20 protein-coding genes are annotated in these 20,203 nt (G+C 37.4%); 8 read left to right on the top strand and 12 right to left on the bottom strand.

The genetic code is table 11. The features are described from left to right. Positions 1 to 178: 178 nt before the first annotated feature. Positions 179 to 4,099, top strand: coding sequence for a phosphoribosylformylglycinamidine synthase (purL, locus tag FNN08_RS09505; protein ID WP_143585129.1), 3,921 nt, complete (start codon positions 179 to 181; stop codon positions 4,097 to 4,099). A gap of 102 nt (positions 4,100 to 4,201) precedes the next feature. On the opposite strand, the gene FNN08_RS09510 is transcribed toward purL, so the two are convergent. Then, positions 4,202 to 4,717: an OmpW family outer membrane protein gene (locus FNN08_RS09510; RefSeq protein WP_185962616.1), complete on the bottom strand. Its 516-nt coding sequence runs from the start codon at positions 4,715 to 4,717 to the stop codon at positions 4,202 to 4,204. A 215-nt stretch (positions 4,718 to 4,932) separates the two neighbouring features. After that, a complete protein-coding gene (locus FNN08_RS09515) occupies positions 4,933 to 6,138 on the bottom strand; it encodes an MFS transporter (protein WP_260679309.1) in 1,206 nt (401 codons plus the stop codon). A gap of 135 nt (positions 6,139 to 6,273) precedes the next feature. Here FNN08_RS09515 and FNN08_RS09520 point away from each other — a divergent pair, with 135 nt between their 5' ends. Next, positions 6,274 to 6,948: a nitroreductase family protein gene (locus FNN08_RS09520; protein WP_143585133.1), complete on the top strand. Its 675-nt coding sequence runs from the start codon at positions 6,274 to 6,276 to the stop codon at positions 6,946 to 6,948. A gap of 23 nt (positions 6,949 to 6,971) precedes the next feature. Here the strand turns inward: FNN08_RS09520 and FNN08_RS09525 are convergent, their stop codons facing one another. The 6 genes from FNN08_RS09525 to FNN08_RS09550 all read right to left on the bottom strand — a co-directional run bounded on the left by FNN08_RS09525 (position 6,972) and on the right by FNN08_RS09550 (position 10,038). Beyond that, positions 6,972 to 7,631: a peptidylprolyl isomerase gene (locus FNN08_RS09525; RefSeq protein ID WP_143585135.1), complete on the bottom strand. Its 660-nt coding sequence runs from the start codon at positions 7,629 to 7,631 to the stop codon at positions 6,972 to 6,974. Between the two features lie 113 nt (positions 7,632 to 7,744). Beyond that, positions 7,745 to 8,332, bottom strand: a complete 588-nt coding sequence (locus FNN08_RS09530) for an ACP phosphodiesterase (RefSeq protein ID WP_143585137.1) — start codon at positions 8,330 to 8,332, stop codon at positions 7,745 to 7,747. A 13-nt stretch (positions 8,333 to 8,345) separates the two neighbouring features. Next, positions 8,346 to 8,939 (bottom strand): GNAT family N-acetyltransferase, encoded by a 594-nt coding sequence (locus FNN08_RS09535; protein ID WP_143585139.1) that lies wholly within the window; start codon positions 8,937 to 8,939, stop codon positions 8,346 to 8,348. Then, a complete protein-coding gene (locus FNN08_RS09540; RefSeq protein ID WP_143585141.1) occupies positions 8,939 to 9,148 on the bottom strand; it encodes a hypothetical protein in 210 nt (69 codons plus the stop codon). The genes FNN08_RS09535 and FNN08_RS09540 overlap by 1 nt, the downstream gene beginning before the upstream one ends. A 52-nt stretch (positions 9,149 to 9,200) precedes the next feature. After that, complete coding sequence (locus FNN08_RS09545; protein WP_260679310.1) at positions 9,201 to 9,548, bottom strand: ribonuclease E inhibitor RraB; 348 nt, start codon at positions 9,546 to 9,548, stop codon at positions 9,201 to 9,203. Positions 9,549 to 9,663: 115 nt separating this feature from the next. Next, positions 9,664 to 10,038, bottom strand: a complete 375-nt coding sequence (locus tag FNN08_RS09550) for a hypothetical protein (RefSeq protein ID WP_143585143.1) — start codon at positions 10,036 to 10,038, stop codon at positions 9,664 to 9,666. A 213-nt stretch (positions 10,039 to 10,251) separates the two neighbouring features. On the opposite strand from FNN08_RS09550, the gene FNN08_RS09555 reads away from it, so the two are divergent. Then, complete coding sequence (locus FNN08_RS09555) at positions 10,252 to 13,095, top strand: prolyl oligopeptidase family serine peptidase (RefSeq protein WP_185962617.1); 2,844 nt, start codon at positions 10,252 to 10,254, stop codon at positions 13,093 to 13,095. A 78-nt stretch (positions 13,096 to 13,173) separates the two neighbouring features. On the opposite strand, the gene FNN08_RS09560 is transcribed toward FNN08_RS09555, so the two are convergent. Together FNN08_RS09560 and FNN08_RS09565 are read right to left on the bottom strand one after the other, a co-directional pair. Continuing rightward, positions 13,174 to 13,419, bottom strand: a complete 246-nt coding sequence (locus FNN08_RS09560; protein ID WP_143585148.1) for a DUF2960 domain-containing protein — start codon at positions 13,417 to 13,419, stop codon at positions 13,174 to 13,176. Between the two features lie 42 nt (positions 13,420 to 13,461). Next, positions 13,462 to 14,121, bottom strand: coding sequence for an alpha/beta hydrolase (locus tag FNN08_RS09565; protein WP_143585150.1), 660 nt, complete (start codon positions 14,119 to 14,121; stop codon positions 13,462 to 13,464). A 244-nt stretch (positions 14,122 to 14,365) separates the two neighbouring features. Here FNN08_RS09565 and FNN08_RS09570 point away from each other — a divergent pair, with 244 nt between their 5' ends. Beyond that, a complete protein-coding gene (locus tag FNN08_RS09570) occupies positions 14,366 to 15,034 on the top strand; it encodes a hypothetical protein (RefSeq protein WP_143585152.1) in 669 nt (222 codons plus the stop codon). A 256-nt stretch (positions 15,035 to 15,290) separates the two neighbouring features. Here the strand turns inward: FNN08_RS09570 and FNN08_RS09575 are convergent, their stop codons facing one another. After that, the gene (locus FNN08_RS09575; protein WP_143585154.1) at positions 15,291 to 16,049 is read right to left on the bottom strand and encodes a DUF4097 family beta strand repeat-containing protein; all 759 of its coding nucleotides are present in this window, start codon (positions 16,047 to 16,049) and stop codon (positions 15,291 to 15,293) included. A gap of 180 nt (positions 16,050 to 16,229) precedes the next feature. Here FNN08_RS09575 and FNN08_RS09580 point away from each other — a divergent pair, with 180 nt between their 5' ends. Further along, complete coding sequence (locus FNN08_RS09580; protein ID WP_143585156.1) at positions 16,230 to 17,513, top strand: CinA family nicotinamide mononucleotide deamidase-related protein; 1,284 nt, start codon at positions 16,230 to 16,232, stop codon at positions 17,511 to 17,513. A gap of 188 nt (positions 17,514 to 17,701) precedes the next feature. Then, entirely contained in the window at positions 17,702 to 18,505 is an 804-nt protein-coding gene (locus FNN08_RS09585) for a YggN family protein (protein ID WP_185962618.1), read from the top strand. Between the two features lie 72 nt (positions 18,506 to 18,577). On the opposite strand, the gene FNN08_RS09590 is transcribed toward FNN08_RS09585, so the two are convergent. Next, positions 18,578 to 19,150 (bottom strand): glutathione S-transferase family protein, encoded by a 573-nt coding sequence (locus FNN08_RS09590; RefSeq protein ID WP_143585160.1) that lies wholly within the window; start codon positions 19,148 to 19,150, stop codon positions 18,578 to 18,580. Between the two features lie 201 nt (positions 19,151 to 19,351). Here FNN08_RS09590 and FNN08_RS09595 point away from each other — a divergent pair, with 201 nt between their 5' ends. Together FNN08_RS09595 and FNN08_RS09600 are read left to right on the top strand one after the other, a co-directional pair. Then, positions 19,352 to 19,795: a TipAS antibiotic-recognition domain-containing protein gene (locus tag FNN08_RS09595; protein WP_143585162.1), complete on the top strand. Its 444-nt coding sequence runs from the start codon at positions 19,352 to 19,354 to the stop codon at positions 19,793 to 19,795. 115 nt (positions 19,796 to 19,910) lie between these two features. After that, complete coding sequence (locus FNN08_RS09600) at positions 19,911 to 20,057, top strand: CCGSCS motif protein (protein ID WP_143585164.1); 147 nt, start codon at positions 19,911 to 19,913, stop codon at positions 20,055 to 20,057. The last annotated feature ends 146 nt before the right edge of the window (positions 20,058 to 20,203 follow it).

Below are 20,203 nucleotides of genomic sequence, written 5' to 3' on the forward strand. Positions count from 1 at the left end.
TTTTTTTAAGTTCTTGCAATTTAAATTTGTAATCGAGGTGTTTTTAACTTACTAAAGCATGTTTTTTCTTTTATAATGCGCGCGAAAAACCAAGATAATATTAATTCCATTACGTTTCGAAATACGCCAACGGTATTTAATGGAATTGATATTAATTTAAACTATGGTGATTACACTTATGGAAATCTTACGCGGCGCACCTGCGCTTTCTGATTTCAGAACTAACAAGCTCCTTGCTCAATGTGAGCAGTTAGGCCTGCCTGTGACTGAGATTTATGCTGAGTTCATGCATTTCTCTCACAATAGCGATTCATTAACTCCCGATGAATTAACTAAACTTGAAAAACTTCTAACCTACGGTCCAACTATCGAAGAACATGACCCAGTAGGCACATTATTACTTGTAACACCTCGTCCTGGCACCATTTCTCCTTGGTCATCAAAGTCGACTGATATTGCTCACAATTGTGGTTTAAATAAAATCATCCGTTTAGAGCGTGGTATTGCTTACTACGTGCAAACGAGTGTTGAATTAACCACTGAGCAAACTACGCAGTTAGCAGGTTTAATTCATGACCGTATGATGGAAGTGATCTTTACTGATATCAACGATGCCAACAGCTTATTTGCTTCAGCTGAGCCGGGTAAATTAACCGCTATTGATATCATTGGCGGCGGACGTAAAGCACTTGAAGAAGCTAACGTTAATTTAGGTTTAGCGATTTCAGATGATGAAATCACTTACCTTTTCGATAACTTCTCAACGTTGGGTCGCAATCCTCGTGACATTGAGCTTTACATGTTTGCACAAGCAAACTCTGAGCATTGTCGTCATAAAATCTTCAATGCAGATTGGACTATTGACGGTCAAAAACAACCAAAATCATTATTTAAAATGATCCGTAACACCCATGAATTAAATGGCGATTACGTACTAAGCGCATACAAAGATAATGCTGCGGTTATGGTTGGCTCTGAAGGCGGTCGTTTCTTCGCTAACCCTGAATCAAAAGTTTATGAGTACACCCAAGAAGATATTCAAATCTTAATGAAAGTTGAAACTCATAACCACCCTACTGCTATTTCACCATACCCTGGAGCAGCAACTGGCTCAGGTGGTGAGATCCGTGATGAAGGCGCAACAGGTATTGGCTCTAAACCAAAAGCTGGTTTAGTTGGTTTTACGGTATCTAACTTACGTATTCCTGGTTTTGAACAACCTTGGGAAACTGATTTTGGTAAGCCTGAGCGCATCGTTAATGCCTTCGATATTATGATGGAAGGCCCATTAGGTGGCGCAGCATTTAACAATGAGTTTGGTCGCCCTGCTATTACTGGTTATTTCCGTACTTACGAAGAAGAAGTAAATTCATTCAACGGTGTTGAAGTTCGTGGTTACCACAAGCCAATCATGATTGCAGGTGGTTTAGGTAACATTCGTGATGAACACGTACAAAAAGGTGAGATTGTTGTTGGTGCAAGCTTAATCGCTTTAGGCGGCCCAGCAATGAACATTGGTTTAGGCGGCGGTGCGGCATCAAGTATGGCATCGGGTCAATCAACTGAAAACTTAGACTTTGCATCTGTACAACGTGAAAACCCAGAAATGGAACGTCGTTGTCAGGAAGTAATTGACCGTTGTTGGCAACTTGGCTCTGATAACCCAATCCTATTTATTCACGATGTAGGCGCTGGTGGTTTATCAAACGCATTCCCTGAATTAGTTTCAGACGGTGGCCGTGGTGGTAAGTTTGAAATTCGTAATATTCCAAATGATGAGCGTAGCATGGCGCCACACGAAATTTGGTGTAACGAATCACAAGAGCGTTACGTTCTTGCTGTAGCACCTGAGCGTATGGAAGAATTCACTGCGATTTGTGAACGTGAACGCGCGCCATTTGCTGTTGTTGGTTATGCAACAGAAGAAGAGCACTTAACGCTTACCGATAGCCATTTTGCCGACGATGAAGCATTAAACACACCAATTGATTTATCTCTTGATATCTTACTAGGTAAAACCCCTAAAATTATCAAAGACGTTGAGCGTAAAACTCAAGCAGGCGATGAGTTAAATCTTACTGATGTTAGCTTAGCTGATGCAGCGGATCGTTTATTGCGCTTACCAACAATTGCAGAAAAAACATTCCTTATTACTATTGGCGATCGCTCAGTAACGGGTATGGTTAATCGCGACCAAATGGTTGGTCCTTGGCAAGTACCTGTAGCTGACTGTGGTGTAACGGCAGCAGCACTTGATAGCTACCACGGTGAAGCAATGGCTATGGGTGAACGCACACCGGTTGCATTACTTAACTTTGCCGCTTCTGCCCGTTTAGCTGTAGCAGAATCATTAACTAACATCGCAGGTACAGATATTGGCGATTTAAATCGCATTAAATTATCTGCTAACTGGATGTCGGCAGCGGGTCACCCTGGTGAAGATGCTGGTTTATATGACGCTGTTCACGCAATTGGCGAAGAGTTATGTCCGGCATTAGGTTTAACGATTCCAGTTGGTAAAGACTCTATGAGTATGAAAACCAAATGGAATGAAAACGGCGAAGAAAAAGCAGTTACTGCACCTCTTTCATTAATTATCACCGCATTTGGCCGTGTTGAAGATATCCGCAAAACGGTAACTCCAGAGCTACGCACTGATAAAGGCGACAGCCGCATTGTTGCTATCGACTTATCTAACGGTAAAAACCGTTTAGGTGGTTCATGTTTAGCACAGGTTTACAAGCAACTTGGCAGTGAAACACCTGACGTTGATAGCCCAGAAATATTAAAAGGCTTCTTCAACGCTATGCAACGTTTAGTAAGTGAAGAAAAACTATTGGCTTATCATGACCGCAGCGATGGTGGCTTATTTACCTCGGTAGTTGAAATGGCATTTGCCGGTCATACTGGTGTTGATATTGATATTTCAAAACTTGCTGGTGATGACTTAAGCGTATTGTTTAGCGAAGAGCTCGGCGCGGTAATTCAAATTCGTGAAGACGATGTTGATGCAGTGCATGCAATCTTAAGTGAATTTGGCATTTTAGATTTATGTACTGATGTGGGTCGTATTAATAACGAAGACACAATCCGCTTTAGCCGTGATGGTGAAGTTGTACTTGAGAACTCTCGTACTTACTACCGCACAGTATGGGCAGAAACAACGTTTAAAATGCAATCTCTACGTGACAATTCAGAATGTGCAGAGCAAGAACATGCACTGAAATTTGACACTGAAGATCCAGGATTAAATACACACCTAACGTTTGATATTAACGAAGATATCGTCGCGGCTAACATTGCCGCAGATGCTGAAAACGAAACTAACCCTAAAGTTGCTATTTTACGTGAGCAAGGTGTTAACTCACACGTAGAAATGGCTGCTGCATTTGACCGCGCTGGTTTCTTTGCCGTAGATATTCACATGACCGACGTATTAGCAGGCCGTGTTGACTTAAACGACTATAAAGGCTTAGTTGCTTGTGGTGGTTTCTCATACGGTGACGTACTTGGTGCTGGTGAAGGTTGGGCGAAATCAATCTTATTCAATGATAATGCTCGCGAAATGTTCCGTGAATTCTTCCACCGTGAAGACACGTTCTCACTAGGTGTTTGTAATGGTTGTCAGATGCTTTCTAACTTAAAAGAAATCATCCCAGGTGCCGACTTATGGCCACACTTTGTACAAAACAAATCTGAGCGTTTTGAAGCACGTTTCTCTTTAGTTGAAATTCAAGAGTCACCATCTATCTTCTTTAAAGGTATGGAAGGCTCGCGTATGCCAATTGCTGTTTCGCACGGTGAAGGTCATGCAGAATTTAAATCTGAAGATGCTATTGCGGCAGCAAATGATTCAGGCACAGTATCGGTTCGTTATGTAGATAACTACGGTCAAGTAACTGAAACATATCCATCTAACCCGAACGGTTCACCTGATGGTATTACGTCACTAACTACAACGGATGGTCGTGTAACAATCATGATGCCACACCCTGAACGTGTATTTAGAACGGTTGCTAATTCATGGCATCCGGACGAATGGTTAGAAGATTCTCCATGGGTGAGAATGTTCCGCAACGCTCGTAAGTTCGTAGGCTAATCCCCAAACGAAAACTTAAAAACAAAAAAACGCCGAAAGGCGTTTTTTTATGCTCCAAATAAAGTAAATATCAAGGTGTCAGACACCTTGATTAATTTATAATTAGAATTGAAAGCTTAGTCCTAAGCCTTGGCTTGAGTAATCTCTTCCACCATTTAACGCAAAAAATGTTTCTCTATGATAGGCATTAACTAAGAGTTGTTGAGTTACTTTAATGTCTACACCAAGCTCAGCAGATACACCAATATGAAACTCATGTTCACAATCTTCACAGTCTAGGTTATCTCCACTTGCTGCAATAAACATAAATGCAAACAAATCAGAGAAAACGCCTAAACCGAAATAGGGAGTAAATACACTAGAGTTTTGTAAATAATATTGCGCAGATAATTCAATACTAATGTTGTCTTCAGGCTTTTGGGAAGAAAAGTAATTTACATTATATGTTGGGTAATATTCATTATTATGTTGTTCAAATAGCGGGTCATTATTCACCCAAAAAGTAACAGTCGCTGAAAAGTCATCCCTTTTATCGAACACTTTAGCACCTACACGATAGCCATCTATATCCTTATCTGCTGAATGGTCATAAGCAACAAAAAAATATGTATCCCCCAAAGAATCATCACTCGCTAAGCACGAAAAAATGGGAAAAAATAGTATCAACAAAATGCTTATCTTCATATTATGTCTTATATTTCATTAACTTGTAATGATTTATCATGGCACATATATTAGACAACAGCCAATTTAATGGATAATTGATTTAAGTTTAAATAAGCTAATAACAGTTGTTGAAGCTATATCAAGGTGTCTGACACCTTGATATTGATTTAGTTAATCGCTTCGGCGTGCATCTTTTTGTAGCTGTCAGTGTTTACCCACTGGCTAGCAATAAGCGAACATAGCGCAATACCTGCGCCAGCAAAGAACACCCATGATGGTTGATATAACCAAAGCATGCCAAATAACACAGGAATAAACACTGCTGCAATGTGGTTAATAGTAAAACTAACGCCAGCATTAGATGCTATATCTTGTGGGTCAGCTATTTTTTGGAAGTAAGTTTTAATAGCAATGGCCATAGCAAAGAATAAGTGATCTATAACATACAAAGCGGCTGCAATATCGGCATTTTCAACTAAAGCATAGCCACTAAAAACAAGGATCAAGCCGATGTATTCTAGGGTTAATGCTTTGCGCTCCCCTACTCTACCAATCCAATTACCAATTTTGGGAGCAATATAAATATTCAGCAGGTGGTTAAGCATATACAGCATTGAGATATCAGCCACTGAATAGCCAAACTTTTCAACCATCATAAAGCCAGCAAACACTACGAATATTTGTCGGCGAGCACCACTTAAAAAAGTTAACAAGTAATAGAGTGAGTAACGTTTACGAATAACAAGATGTTTATGCTGTATTACTTTTTGCGGAAATACTGGCATAAACAACCATAGCCAAAGTGTGATGGCTAAACCTAAGCCGCCAAGTATTAAATAAGCATGTTTAAACTGCATATCAAAGTAGCTAAAGGCAATCCAAATAAAACCATAAACTACCAATGCACCTATGGACTTAATTGATAGCAGTTTACCTAATTTGCTCGGCGCTTCTTCTTTAGTAAACCACTGCAGGCTTAACGACTGATTAATAGTTTCATAATAATGAAAGCCTGTAGACATAATAACTGTGGTTGCATATAAACCGTATTCAAAAGGGAAAAAGCCTGTAGCTGCGACACCAACCGTGAGTAATGCTAACGATATTAAAGCAAAATGCTGCTCTTTAACTATTAATAGAATAAACACCGCGGTAAAGGCAAGAAACCCAGGAACTTCGCGTAATGATTGCAGCATGCCAATTTCGGCACCACTAAAGTTCGCCGCTTCAATGGTAAAGTTATTTAACAGTGCCATCCAGCCAGAAAAACTCAATGTCATGATCAACGTAGATAACGCCAAGAACACAAAAGGAGTTCTTAATGGATGTTCTGGTTTTGATAGCACTTGGCTTTCGCTCATGTCATTACTCATGCTTTACTGCTTAGGTTATATAGTATTAGATTAGCAACAATAATCCCCCAAATACACCTTTGTTATAAGTAAATCACTTGAAGTTTAGAATAAACTATCGGTATGCTAATAAAAAAGTAAACCATTAAGGTCGTTATGCAAGATCACAAAAACCACCCATTAACAGATTTTATTGAATACCCTGAAGCCGAAATGCTCAAACGCTCCGAACAGTTTTATCAAGATATTAAGCGTCGTCATTCTATTCGTAAATTCAGCGATAGAGCTGTTGATAAGCGTATTATTGAAAACTGTATTAAAGCAGCTGCAACGGCGCCAAGCGGAGCTAACCATCAGCCTTGGCAATTTGTTGCCATTAATAGTCCTGATGTGAAGAAGCAAATCAGAGAGCAGGCTGAGCTACACGAGCAAGGCTTTTATCAAGGGCGAGCAGGTGAAGAATGGCTAGAAGCCCTTAAACCTTTAGGAACTGATGCTAACAAGCCGTATTTAGAACATGCCCCATGGTTAATTGCTATTTTTAGTCAAAAACGCGGCGGCTTGAATATTGAAGATAAAAACACTAACTATTACGTACATGAATCTGTTGGAATTGCTACTGGCTTTTTAATAAACGCTCTGCATTCTTCTGGATTAGCGACTTTAACTCATACTCCTAAGCCAATGTCATTTTTAAACAAAATTTGTAATAGAGGCGATAATGACAGAGCGTATATGTTACTTATTGCTGGTTACCCAAGTGAAGATGCCACCATACCTGAGCACGCATTAACTAAAAAAGCTTTTAGTGATATTGCTACGTTTTTATAACGTAGCAATATTAAATGAGGGGATTATTTAATGGAGATAGAAGCGAGTTTAATTTTTAACTCTTCTTTTGGCTTACCACTTTGACTACCCGATTGCTCAAGCATTTCGAGTGTGTCTAAACCTTCAACTACTTTACCAAATACGGTATGACGCCCGTCTAAAAATCGGGTTTCTTTAAAGGTAATAAAAAATTGCGAGCCATCGGTGTTTGGCCCCGCATTAGCCATACTCAGCATACCTGGTTCATTGTGGCTAGCATCCGGATGGTACTCACCTGCATACTTGTAACCAGGGTTGCCACGTCCAGTACCCTCGGGATCACCACCTTGAGCCATGAAACCTGGAATAACACGATGAAATAATAAGTTATCGTAAAAACCTAGCTCAGTAAGGTACATAGTACTAGATACATGCATAGGTGCGTATTGAGGATATAGCTCAATTACGATTTTACCTTTACTGGTAACAAGCTCCCAAAAATATTCTTTATTGGCAGCAAATTCAAATTGTGGCGGTTTAACTAGCTTATGTTTCCAACGTGGGTCTTGCTTATCAATGTTTTGCTGGGCGATAAATTGCTCAACACCTTTTAAAGCAGGATCACTATCTACGGCAGAGCCAATAAACAAAGCACCTAATGACACTACATAAACAACTAATAATTTTTTAATAAATGAGTTCATAATAAACGTAAATTTTCCAAATTTGCCGTAAGTATAAAGCAATCTATAACAGAGTAGAATATAAACTATTGGCTATAATGACTGTTAAATGCATTAACAATGAATGAGTTGATTTAAATCATCTCTACTTTAGATTGTTCAACATGATCTTGTAATTGTGGAAAAAACTCTAAAAACACGTGTTCATACTCATCATAATTAGCTTTAACTTCAACAATTGCGCCTGCCAAGTTGTTTTTAAATCGTATTCGCTTTGACAATGAATCAATCGCTTGGCCGGTGACATCAATACTTTTATAGCTACTGAGCCAGTTTTGACTAGCCATACGTTGCACTACAAACTGCATACGCTCGGGCATATGATGCTGAGCTTGTAAAAGCTTTTGATAACTCGTTTCAACAAACTCATCAAAATTTAGTTCACTAAATTTATGCCAATGTATTGCTAAAAAATGATCAAAAACTACATCCGAAATAATAAAAGAAAAACGCTTGCGCTCAACTGAAAGCGGAAGTTTTAATGACCTAACTAAATCATGCTGATCGGTAAATTTATCAACCAAGCGATGATTCTCAACACCTTTATAAATCTCTAGCGGCAGTTTTTTTAAATCAACGCCTTTAGTAAAATCTCCCATTAAATTACCGGTTAACGATAATGCGGTATCTTGCGCAAAAAACAAATGGGCTAAGTAATTCATAATGGCTAGTAATTTATCTAAGCGTTAAAACAAGGGTTGCATGATCAGCAATACCGGGCAGTGTAGACTTTTGCTTGCGGTGCTCTATAAAACCCAGTGATTCATATAACTTTCGCGCCCCAGGGTTACTTTGAGCAACATCTAATGAAACAGATTGGTAGCCCTGAATTTTGGCTTTTTCAATAGCCCAGTTTATTAGTTGTGTGCCAATACCACGATTTTGCAAGGCTTTAGATACACCTAAGTGAGCTATACATAAACTATGCTTAATTGGTTTTGGCACGATACGCTCAAATCGTAGGCCTTTTATCGCGCTTCCCCAAAAGTTCCAACCTAAGTGTTTAGCCATATCCATTATGCAGCTTAGTTCCATTATTTTTGCTTGATGCCGGTCAAAACAGGCAATAGTTGCCACAACTTGTCCATCTAATATAGCAAGGTAATGATTGTTGAAACCAAATTGACTTTGGCCTTTATTGAAACTGTATTTAAGGAAACGGCTGGGATTGGGAAATATATAATTGAACGCAGCAGGGCCAGAGCTAAAAATTAATGGCGTAGCTTGATTGCAGTCACTCGCGCTAGCTTGACGAATATCAATTTGCATTAACTAATATCAAGCTCAATACTTGTGCAGCCTTTAGGGCAATAAATGCCAGGCACACCGGCTTGTTTAGGGTGAATAACGCTAAGTAATAAATTACAGGTTTTGCATTTTATTTCGCGACCTAAAAGCACTTTTTTAATCAGCGCCTTTTGATCGTTAAATGATTTAGCCGTTACTTTATTTAATTTAGAAAAATCTACTGCTGACATGATTTTATCTCAAGCTTTAATAATTGATGTATTTACATTAATAATATCTATATTAACGTACTTGCCTCGGACAATACCAGCCATCATAAATACCATCATATTGTTTGGCTTGCCCTTCTAACAGCATTTGATAACTAATAATATTTTCATAGCTTGCCGGCATCTCTGGGTACGTTGTTATTTCCCAAGGGTGTTCAGGGTTTTCTAGATAAGGACAAAATGAAAGCTTTTGGTTGTTCGCCAACAGCACACGACCAAACTTTAAGGCTTTGTCTTGATCAGGAAATATAACTGAAAATTGAATTTCTCTTGCACAATCTAAGTTATCGCCCTCGAGCTCCATTGACCATAAGGTGTCACCGTTAGGATCAATAGGAAATTTAGTAAAATCTCTATTCACAATATTTCACCTACATTTTCAAAAATTAAATTTCAACCTTAAGCTCTTGATTTTAAATGTTATCAAACAAAGAAAAGTAAATAAGAGCTAACTAATATTAAGTTTAGCAGAAATATTAATTTTGTTTAGAGTCAGTCAAAACCTTGAATAAAGTGTATTTTTCGCCCGTAACTACATGCTCGTAAGTAAAGCGTTCGGCACTTAAATGTAATACTTTATAGGCATGATAATTATCAGCTTCAGTGGGCTCTGCCACATAATGAGTTTCATTCTCAACTTCACCCTTAGTGATGGTAAAATGAATATCGCCCACTAAGCCCCAATCGCCAAGCTCAGTAATTTCATCAATAATGGTGCCATCGGGAGTATAAGTATAAAAACTGAAAGAGAAGCTACCATCATCATTCATTTGGGCTAATTCATTGGTGTTTTGTGCACCATTTTGCTCTGATCGATGCCACTGACCAATAAGTTGATTTCGGTGATACATATTTTATCCACACAAATGTTGCAGCGATTTATCGCTAATTAACAAATAATATAGTGTTATCTGATAAAAATCGCGTAAATAATTCGATAGCTATTGATTTGCACTAGTGAAGACAGTGATAATTAGAGCAAATTTTTTACACAAAATAACACTATGAAAACTAAGCTTGCGTTTAACCCCTTTTGCATTTTCGCATTAATGCTGACATGTCTTTTGACCGTACTGCCTGCCCAAGCAGAAAAAGTACCATTAAAAATCACTGACATTATGAAATTTCGCTCAATTGTGTCTCCGCAATTAAGCGACAATGGTAAGTGGCTAGCCTACAGCGCACAACCAGATCGTGGTAATAGCACTTATCACGTACAATCAATTGATGGCGACATTACTTATCAAGTGAACTTTGGTACTTCGGGCACATTCAGTGAAGATGGTAAATACATTGCCATCATGGTTGATGTTGACTTATTAACCAAAGAGCAAACCGCCAAAAAAGATAAGAAAAAGCTTAAAAAGAGTTTAGAGATCATTGAACTTGCTAGTGGAAAACGTGTTACCTATAAAAATATTGAAAGCTTTGCCTTAAGTGATAACAGCAGCTTTTTAGCATTTTTAACGGCAAACAAAGAAGATAAATCTAAAGATAAAAAATCTGATGACACTGCAACTAAATCTGTTGATAACAAAGAAAATGCAACAACTAAGACTGCGCAAGTTATCACTAAAAGTTCAGATCAAGAAGTTACTGCTAAAGCAGCAGAAAAAGCGGATGAAGATAGTGCCAAATTATTCAATAAAAAGCGCATAAAAAACACATTAACATTAGTTAATTTAAATACCTTTGATAAGCAACAAATCAATAACGTTGATAGTTTCGCTTTCTCACCGAAAAAGCCTGTTTTGGTTTATAGCCTTTCCACCGAAGATGGTAAAGCTAATGCGTTAAAGTCGATTAACTTAACCAATGCCAAAACCACATCTATTATAACTAAAGAAAACGCCAGCTTTAATAATTTCAGCTGGGACTCTAAAGGTGAAAGAGTCGCGTTTACCCAAGGTGATTTTAGTGAAAAAATTGCTAAAAGAGCACACCAACTTAACGTTTGGCAAGCTAAGTCAAATAAACTAATCAAGGTAAAATCTGACGACGCTAAATGGTTTATCAGTGATTACAATGAACTAACTTGGAGTAAAGATGACGAGCGTTTATTTTTTGGCTTTAAGCTAGTTGATACCACAACGCCAAGAATAGATACAAAACCTGAGTCACGTTCTGACTTGTACAATAAAGATAAATTAACCGCAGGTAGAAGTTTACAAATTTGGCATGGCGATGATGCATTAATTAAAACCAATGAAAAATACCAGTTAAATAAAGATAAAAAACATTTGTACACTGCGGTTTATCATGTCGATGACAAAGATCTAGTTCGCCTTGCTAATGAAGAAGTTATTTATGTTAAAGCAACCAATAATGAACATGCTGTAATTGCTAAAACTGATCTAAAATACCGCAAATTAAGAACGTGGGAAGGCTTCTTCAGTGATTACTACATTATTGATTTAGAAAGTGGCAAACAGTCTTTAATTGCGCAAAAGCTTAGTAGCTACACCAACGTAGAGCTAAGTGAATCTGGTCGTTATGCTACTTATTATAGCGAAGGGCACTATTGGTTATTTGATCGCAAGAAAAATAAAACAACTAATTTAACTAAAGGTTTAGCAACATCTTTTGCTGATGAAGATCATGACTATCCAAGTAAAGTACCAGGTTATGGTATTGCGGGTTGGCTTGAAGATGATGAAGGCGTTTTAGTATATGACAAATTTGATATTTGGTTACTTACTTTAAACGCTAAAGACAGCAAGTGTTTAACATGCGAGCAAGGTCGTCCTAACTCATTACAGTTTCGTGTAAACCAGTTAGATAAAGAGCGTGATTACTTCAAACTTGAAGAGCAGCTACTTTTAACTAGTTATAACGATGACCACAAAAACTATGGTTTTTACCAACTTAGTTTAAAAGATAAAACCTTAACTAAGTCTCGTGAAGAGAAGAAGAAATTCAAATTTATCAGTAAAGCTAAAAATGCCGATAAAATATTATTCTCGCGTGAAGACTTTAATGAATTCCCTGATTTGTGGGTATCTGATTTAAACCCTGCTAATGGTAAAAAATTAACAGATGTTAACCCACAAAAAGAACATTTCTTATGGGGTGAGCCAGAATTAGTTGAGTGGAACTCAACTATGGGTGAAAAACATCAAGGCATCTTAATTAAGCCGGCAAACTACGTTGAAGGTATGCAATACCCTGTTGTTGTGTATTACTACCGACTGTTTTCACAACGTATGTACGAATTTAATGCGATGAAAGTAAACCATCGCCCTAACTTCCCGTACTACACGTCAAATGGTTATGCTATTTTCTTACCAGATGTACATTTTGAAGTAGGAACTCCTGGTCATTCAACCAATAAGTCGATATTACCTGGTATTCAAAAAATTATAGATATGGGCGTAGCGGATAAAAATGCTATCGGCTTACATGGCCATAGTTGGAGTGGTTATCAAACTCTGCATTCTATTACCCAAACAGATATGTTTGCTGCCGCTGTTTCAGGTGCTCCGGTATCTAATATGACAAGTGCATACTCTGGCATACGTTTAGGTACAGGTTTAGCTCGCCAATTCCAATACGAGCAAGGTCAGTCACGTATCGGTGCTAGCTTATTTGAACGTCGCGATTTATACATTGAAAACTCACCAGTATTTTTTGCCGACAGAATTAATACCCCGCTATTAATGCAATTTGGTGACATTGATGATGCAGTTCCATGGCAACAAGGTATTGAGATGTATTTAGCCATGCGCCGTTTAGATAAAAATGTAATTTTACTGCAATACGAAGGTGAGCCTCATCATCTGAAAAAATACCCTAACAAGGTAGATTACACTATTAAGATGAAGCAGTATTTTGACCATTACTTAAAAGGTAAACCAGCTCCAACGTGGATGGTTGAAGGCGAAGCTTACCAACAGAAAGAAAAAGATTAATACTCTAGTTAGTATCACCAATAAAAAAGGCTGCAGTTGCAGCCTTTTTCGTATCTTAATCACGGGTTATAAAGTGTATTAATCTTCATCTCGCACAAATTTTATTTCGGTAAAGCCCATACGCTCAAACTCCTTTTGACGAAAGTTTTTCACAATCCCTTGGCCTCGACTGGTCATTTCGAGTTGCTGCTCCATAGCTAAAAAGCTTTTAATATCTACATTTTCAGCGGCAGCAGCGGCTTCATATAAATCGCGGAATAAACCATATGAAAAAGGTATTGTTTTGCGCTTACCTTTAAATACGTAGGTTACTTGTCTAGCCATAATGTTACCTTTAAAAATAATTTAGAAATCGAGAGCTACTTATTAGCTTAGACGCTCAATTAACCATTGTGAAATATCGGCTACTTGCTCGGCACAAACAGAGTGAGGCATTGGGTAAGTTTTATAACTTGGCGAATAGCCCATGTTTTCTAAAGACTTAACCGCTTGCTCGCCTAATACAGGGCTAACCACAGGATCTTGACTACCATGCATTACCGCAATCGCAATATCTTGGTTAGCAGCATTGGTAGTGATCGAATCTTTAGTGGCAAAATAAGTCGACATTGTCATTAATCCACCTAGTTTTTCTGGGTAAGTTAAAGCAGCCTGATAAGCAACCGCCCCGCCTTGTGAAAAACCAGCAACAATAATACGATTTGCAGGCACGCCGCGATCGATTTCACGGGCAATCAGCTTTTGCACTTCATCACTAGATGCAATTAATTGCGCCGCATCGACTTTACGTTCAATACTCATATCTAAAATGTCATACCAAGCAGGCATCACCATACCACCATTGATGGTTACTGGGATTTTAGGTGAATGAGGAAAAACGAAACGCACTGCCATATCTTGTGGCAGTCGTAATTCGGGAACAATAGGTTCAAAATCATGACCATCGGCACCTAAACCGTGTAACCAAATTACACTGGCCGTTGCGGCTGTTTTTGGCTCAACTTCAACACAAGCTAAATGACTCATTTTAATTAACACTCTTATCTATAAAATTTTATAGGCGCATTATATACAGGTTACTTAAAATAATCTTTGTTTTAAGATTGCTCTTTTTCTAACAACTCCAACCTAGAAAGATAATCATGTTAACGTGACCAATGTTAAACCAAACCACACTTGAGAGTATTAAGCATATAAAGTAATCTATTCAACGGTCTATGACCCTTAATGATGAGAATAGACTCACTCACTAATTTACTACGAGGTCTATATGATAAGTAATAAATGGATAATCTTTATTTTACTTTTCCTTTCTGTAAGTTTATTAGGGTGTGTAGCAAACAAAAGCACTAAAGAAGTCCCATCTGAAGCTGTATATGAAATAATATCTCCTACTGAAATCAATAGTTATAGCTTACCTTACAAATCAAAAATTAAGTTATTTACTAATGAATGGTCACAGGTATTAACTGTAAAAAGCGTAAATAATAAAAATATAATAGATGAAAGCGACCACGAATTTCTCATTTCTGAAATAAAAAAAATAAAAGTACTAAGCTGGGGAGAGTTTTCGAATCAAGTACCTAAAAAAGTATACACATTTCATCAATATGATATTACAAATAAAGATTTTTTTAATATAAATGCATTGCCTATTAATTCCAATGTAATATTACACTTAACAGATACAAAGCACGACATTATCATAAAAGATATTAATGAATACTTTATTATTTCTGAAAATAATCACGACTACTCTATCGCTGAAGTAAATAGAATTACAGTGCTTTCTCTTGGTTCTATGGAAAAGGTAGAAAAAGAAATACCTGAGAATGAAAACTCTCGCTCATTCATCGGAGTTATAGGTCATATACTAGCTAACATAGGTAAGTTTGTTCTTTGCGGACTTGCAATTTTATCAGGAGGCGGAACTTGCTAATTAAATATTGAATTAAACTAATTGATAGATTAATTACAAAGCATTGTTAACTCCTGACAATGGCACGAAGAGCCAAAAAAACACCTAAAATTGGATGAATTCAGGGGCTACTTAAAAAATTGGGTGGGATAATGGTTTATTTTATCTGCTTCTACTCTTGGAACTTCGCAGTTATAAAACTAAAAAACCAAGTTATTTATAAATTACTTGGTTTTTATTACATTCAACTTAGCCCTATTTAAAGAGCTTCGTTTTATTATTTTCTCAAGATTTTAACTGAGCCATTAACGCTTTCAAGTTCAATTTCGCTGCTACCGTCACCAAAAGAGCCCTTTAAATCAGTACCGTAATAAGCGCCTTTAGTACCCGATAAACCATAGTCAGTTTTAATTGAACCATTACCCGTACTCACTTCTACTTGTGCGCCAAAATCATCAGGAAGATACAAACGAATACCGCCATTTACTGTATCAACACTTATATCTAGGTTTTTAGCACTATCAGCAAAGCTCAGCTCTACTGCGCCATTTACAGAATCAACTTCAACATCAGCTGCTAAGCCAGTTGCTTCAACAGAACCATTAACTACATCGGCATTTAGCTCGCCAGAAACGTTTTCAATATTTAAAGAGCCGTTTACCAGTTCAATATCACGTAAATCGATGTTAGCTGGTACCATCACGGTATAATCGACGCTACCGCTACTGCCATTATTACTCCAACCTGAACGACCTTCAGAGTAGTCAGTTTCAACTGAAACTCGATTACCCGATTGCTTCATATTTACTTCAATACGGTCTAAGTCTTCTTGCGTTTTTGCTTGTAGCTCGGCTGTTACCTTAATTGAGTTTTGCTGCCAAGACTCAATATTTACATCGCCATTCACATTTTCTAAAACAAGTTGTCCCTGAGCAGTTAATTCAAATGTTTTTTCAATCGTACTCTCAACTTTTGCACTAGCATTAAAAGCACATGTTGCAAGCAAAGCTAAGGTAAGTTTATTTAGTGTTTTCATGATGATTCCTTCACTACTTTTGTTATTTATTTTCATGCCTAAACATGATTCTTGTAAGTAAGATGCGCAACATTTGCAAAAGGTTTAAAGATAAAATAAAAATATTCTAATATCTTCTATTAAATCCAACGGGTTAACAAGCTATGATGTAAGTCTATTAATAATAAGAGTAGCCAATAGATGTTAAATATTCAGTTATTACTTACCGGTAATGAGTTAATGAGCGGTGATATCACCGATACAAATTCTGTATACATTGCCCAAGAATTAAAAACCTTAGGTATAGAAGTTGAGCGTAAAGTAACGGTTGGCGATAACTTAGATTTGCTTGTTGCTGAAATGGATAACTTGAGCCAGTCTGCAGACATCATTATAGTGAATGGCGGATTAGGACCAACAGTAGATGATATGACAGCACAAGCTCTTGCCCAATTAGCTGGCGTGTCTTTAACGATTCATCCAACGGCTCTTGAACAAGTTAAAGCTTGGTGTGTAAAACGTGGCTTTAATCTTACTGGTCCAAATATGAAGCAGGCTTTGTTACCTACAAATTGCGCTGTAGTAACCAACCCTATAGGCAGTGCCCCTGGCTTTTCTGTTACTCATAATAACTGTCAAATAATTTGTACTCCTGGCGTTCCGGTAGAATTAAAAGCAATGATGCAGCAAGAGATCATTCCCGATATAGCTAAGCAATTACCTGAAGATTTGCAAACAGTAACTGAAAAACTTACCTGCTTTGGTATTGGTGAGTCAGGCTTACAAAAAATGATTGATGAGCAATTTCCCGACTGGCCTGCAGAGATAGAATTAGGTTTTAGGGCTATTATGCCTTTATTAGAAGTTAAATTAACCAGTCGTTCATCAACTTCGAGTGAGCTACGCAATACCTGGTTTGCTAAAATAAAACAGTTACTGGGGCAGCATATCGTTTCAGATAAAGGTGAGTCACTAGCAACAACCATAGTGAATGAGTTAACTAGGCAAGGCAAAAGCATCACTACCGCAGAGTCTTGTACTGGTGGCATGATTGCATCGCTTTTAACCAATGTTCCAGGCTCTTCGCAAGTGTTTGAAGCTGGCTTTGTTACCTACTCTAACCGCATAAAGTCAAAACTTGTTAATGTAAGTGAACATACACTTACTACACATGGTGCGGTAAGTGAAGCTGTAGTAAAAGAGATGGCGGCAGGCGCACTAAAGGAAAGTGGCGCAGATTACGCGATAGCTATTTCAGGTATTGCCGGCCCAGATGGTGGCTCAGAAGAAAAACCCGTTGGTACGGTATGGATTGCATGGGGAGATAAAGACGACATTCGAGCCCAGCATTTATACTTTCCCGCTCACCGAGTGTACTTTCAATCATTTATGGCGAGTGCTGGCTTAGATTTAATTAGGCGAATGATCTTTAACTACGAAGATGTGCCAAGATACTTTATTGAAAGGCAGCGCCAAATAAAATAATAGTGATGTGTAAATGGCGAATATTAAATAAATGTTAGCGAAAAACACTAACCTTTATGTTTTTCATCACCCTATCAAAGCCAATAAAAACATGTAAGCACTTGATAAGTAAAAACAAACAAACAATGGCAAGGCTTTTGCTTTATTTATACTAAGTAATTTAATCAATTTAGTTAATGGAACAAATAATGAAAAAACTATTATTAGCAGGATTAACCGCCACTTTATTAAGCAGCCAAGTAATGGCACATGATAACGATCACCATTCGTTTAGCAGTGATAACTGTGCTATAGATTTTAATTACAGCGTGATTGTAGAAGATAAAAGCATTCGTTTTTTACAAGATAAAAATACTTACGTACAAATCAATAACCAACAACAATTATTTGTTAAAGGTAAAGAAGTTGACCTTAACGATCAGCAACAAAAATTATTAAATGAATATGCGCAAGGTGTACATCAACAGGTACCAGAAATTGTTGATATTGCCTTAGATGCAGTTGAGATAGCATTTTCAGCCGTATCTCATGTTGTTAAAGGTTTTAGTGGTGAAGATGCAAAAGCAAATCAGAGAATTGAGAGTATTTTCACAAAAATTACAGAAAAAGTTCATACTCGCTTTAACAATGAAGACGGTTATTACTTTTTAGCTGAGCAAGACTTTAATGAAGTTGATCAGTTTATTGAAGATGAGCTAGAACAAGAAATAGAAGCAGTAGTAACTAACTCAATTGGCGATTTATTAACTGCTGTAGGTTCAGCGATGAATAGTGAAGAAGGTAACTTTGAAGAAAATATGGAAGCCTTTGGTGAGCGTATGGAACGTATGGGCGATGACATTGAAGCTGAAGTTGAAGATAAAGCACAAGAGTTAGGCGCTAAAGCAGAGCTTGTTTGCACAAATTTAAAAACTCTTGATAAAGTTGAATCTGAGTTAACCGATAGCGTTGCAGAGTTAGAAAACTTCAATTTGATCAGTGTTACCGAATAATCAGTAATATTCATCTACTAAAATGGGGCTTGTGCCCCATTTTGTTATAGTAAGTCTATTAGTTTTGTTCTACTAATCTCTCGGGTCGGTTGCAACCACCTCTTCGCGGTTATTATTCTTCTGCCAAAACTTAATTAGTTCAGGGTAATCACTAAAATCAACCATTTCTCTAAATTGTGCCCAGTCAATTAAGCAATACAAACAAATACTCGGATAATGCCAATCATCAAAGCTTCCTTGTTCACACTCCTTTTCAAGTGCGGCTAATACATTAGCTGTACGTTGATGTTGTAGTTTGAAAAAGAGCTTGTCGGCTGATGTATCAAAGTCACTCTTTGTTAATAAAAACATAGCGACTAGAGTGTCGCTTACGGAGTCAATTAAAGTTAACGTATTTTCTTGTTTCCAACTAAGCGACGTCAGTTCAAACTTTTCACTAATGTAGCGATGGATCACTCGTGAATCGAAAACACTCACCTCGTCATCAACTAAAAATGGCACTTTCAATGTTGGGTTTTGCGCGATTAATTTTTTACGGTCCTGCGCAGCAAAAATATCCATCACTCTGAATTCTAGCGGAATAGCTTGGGTAAATATGCGAATACGTCGAACAAATGGAGAAGTTGTAGAGCCATATAAAATCATTGATGAGTTCCTTTTTACTTAATCAAAAACTAGTTTACAAACAAACTTAGAATATTAACAGCAAGTTGCTCTAAATAGATTTTATCATTTAGCTATGTTCGCGGTATAATCGCGCTATGAACTTAACTAATACCATTTTATAAATTGGTATGTAACATGGTTATTCTGAATATTAATACAGAGTAAGCAATAGAGAACATTATGAGCAGCAACGAAAACGACAATATCAACCAAGGCGCAGCAAGCGAAGATCTAGAGAAGTGGGAAAAGATCTCACGTGAACGTGTTGGCGATGAAAAAGTTGATGAACGTCTTGAGCAATTAGCAAAATTAAGCATGGAAGAAACGTTAGAGCTAAAAGCACAAGCAGATGAATTAAACTTGGTTATGGCTAAAACTTTAGGTATGGATATTACCAGCGATGAAGTACAAGCTGTTGTTAAGCAATATTTAGATTATACCGAAATGGCATTATCTAAGTTACAAAACAAAGAAGTAGTCGTTGATTACGACAGGTTTATTGCTTTTGCCAACAGCATTGCTAATGACGACGAAAAAAGAGCGGCATTTGAGTTTGTAGCTACAGGTTTAGCTGACCATTTCAGTAAAGCTATGCTGCACTATGCAGAGCAAAACTTAAAATAAAGCCTCAATCAAAGGCAAAGCTAAGCTGTTACACTTTGTTACCAGCAAATACTTGAGTAAATTACTTGGTTATTATACTTTAACTGCATCAAGCAATTTATATCCAAGGATACCTATGTCTATTTTAGATATGTTTAAAAACAAGCAAACTGTAGAAACTGAGCAAGATTCAAAAACAACCGAAGCTAAAGCAAGTGAAGAACAAGCTCAAGCTAAACCAAAGCACGGTGAAGACGGTGTTTGTTGTGGTGGTTGCCACTAATCAGGTTAATTTTACTATTTTCTGATTTAAATTTATTAAAGCGATGTACTGAAAAGTACATCGCTTTTTTGTGCCAAATGATTACTTTAATGCGATATTTTAGTCTATGTTTGGAAGATTAAGATTCAATAAATAATTAATATTGA

Origin of the sequence: Thalassomonas sp. M1454 (genome assembly GCF_007097525.1) — a bacterium.
In the GTDB taxonomy this organism is placed as follows: Bacteria; Pseudomonadota; Gammaproteobacteria; order Enterobacterales; family Alteromonadaceae; genus Thalassotalea_A.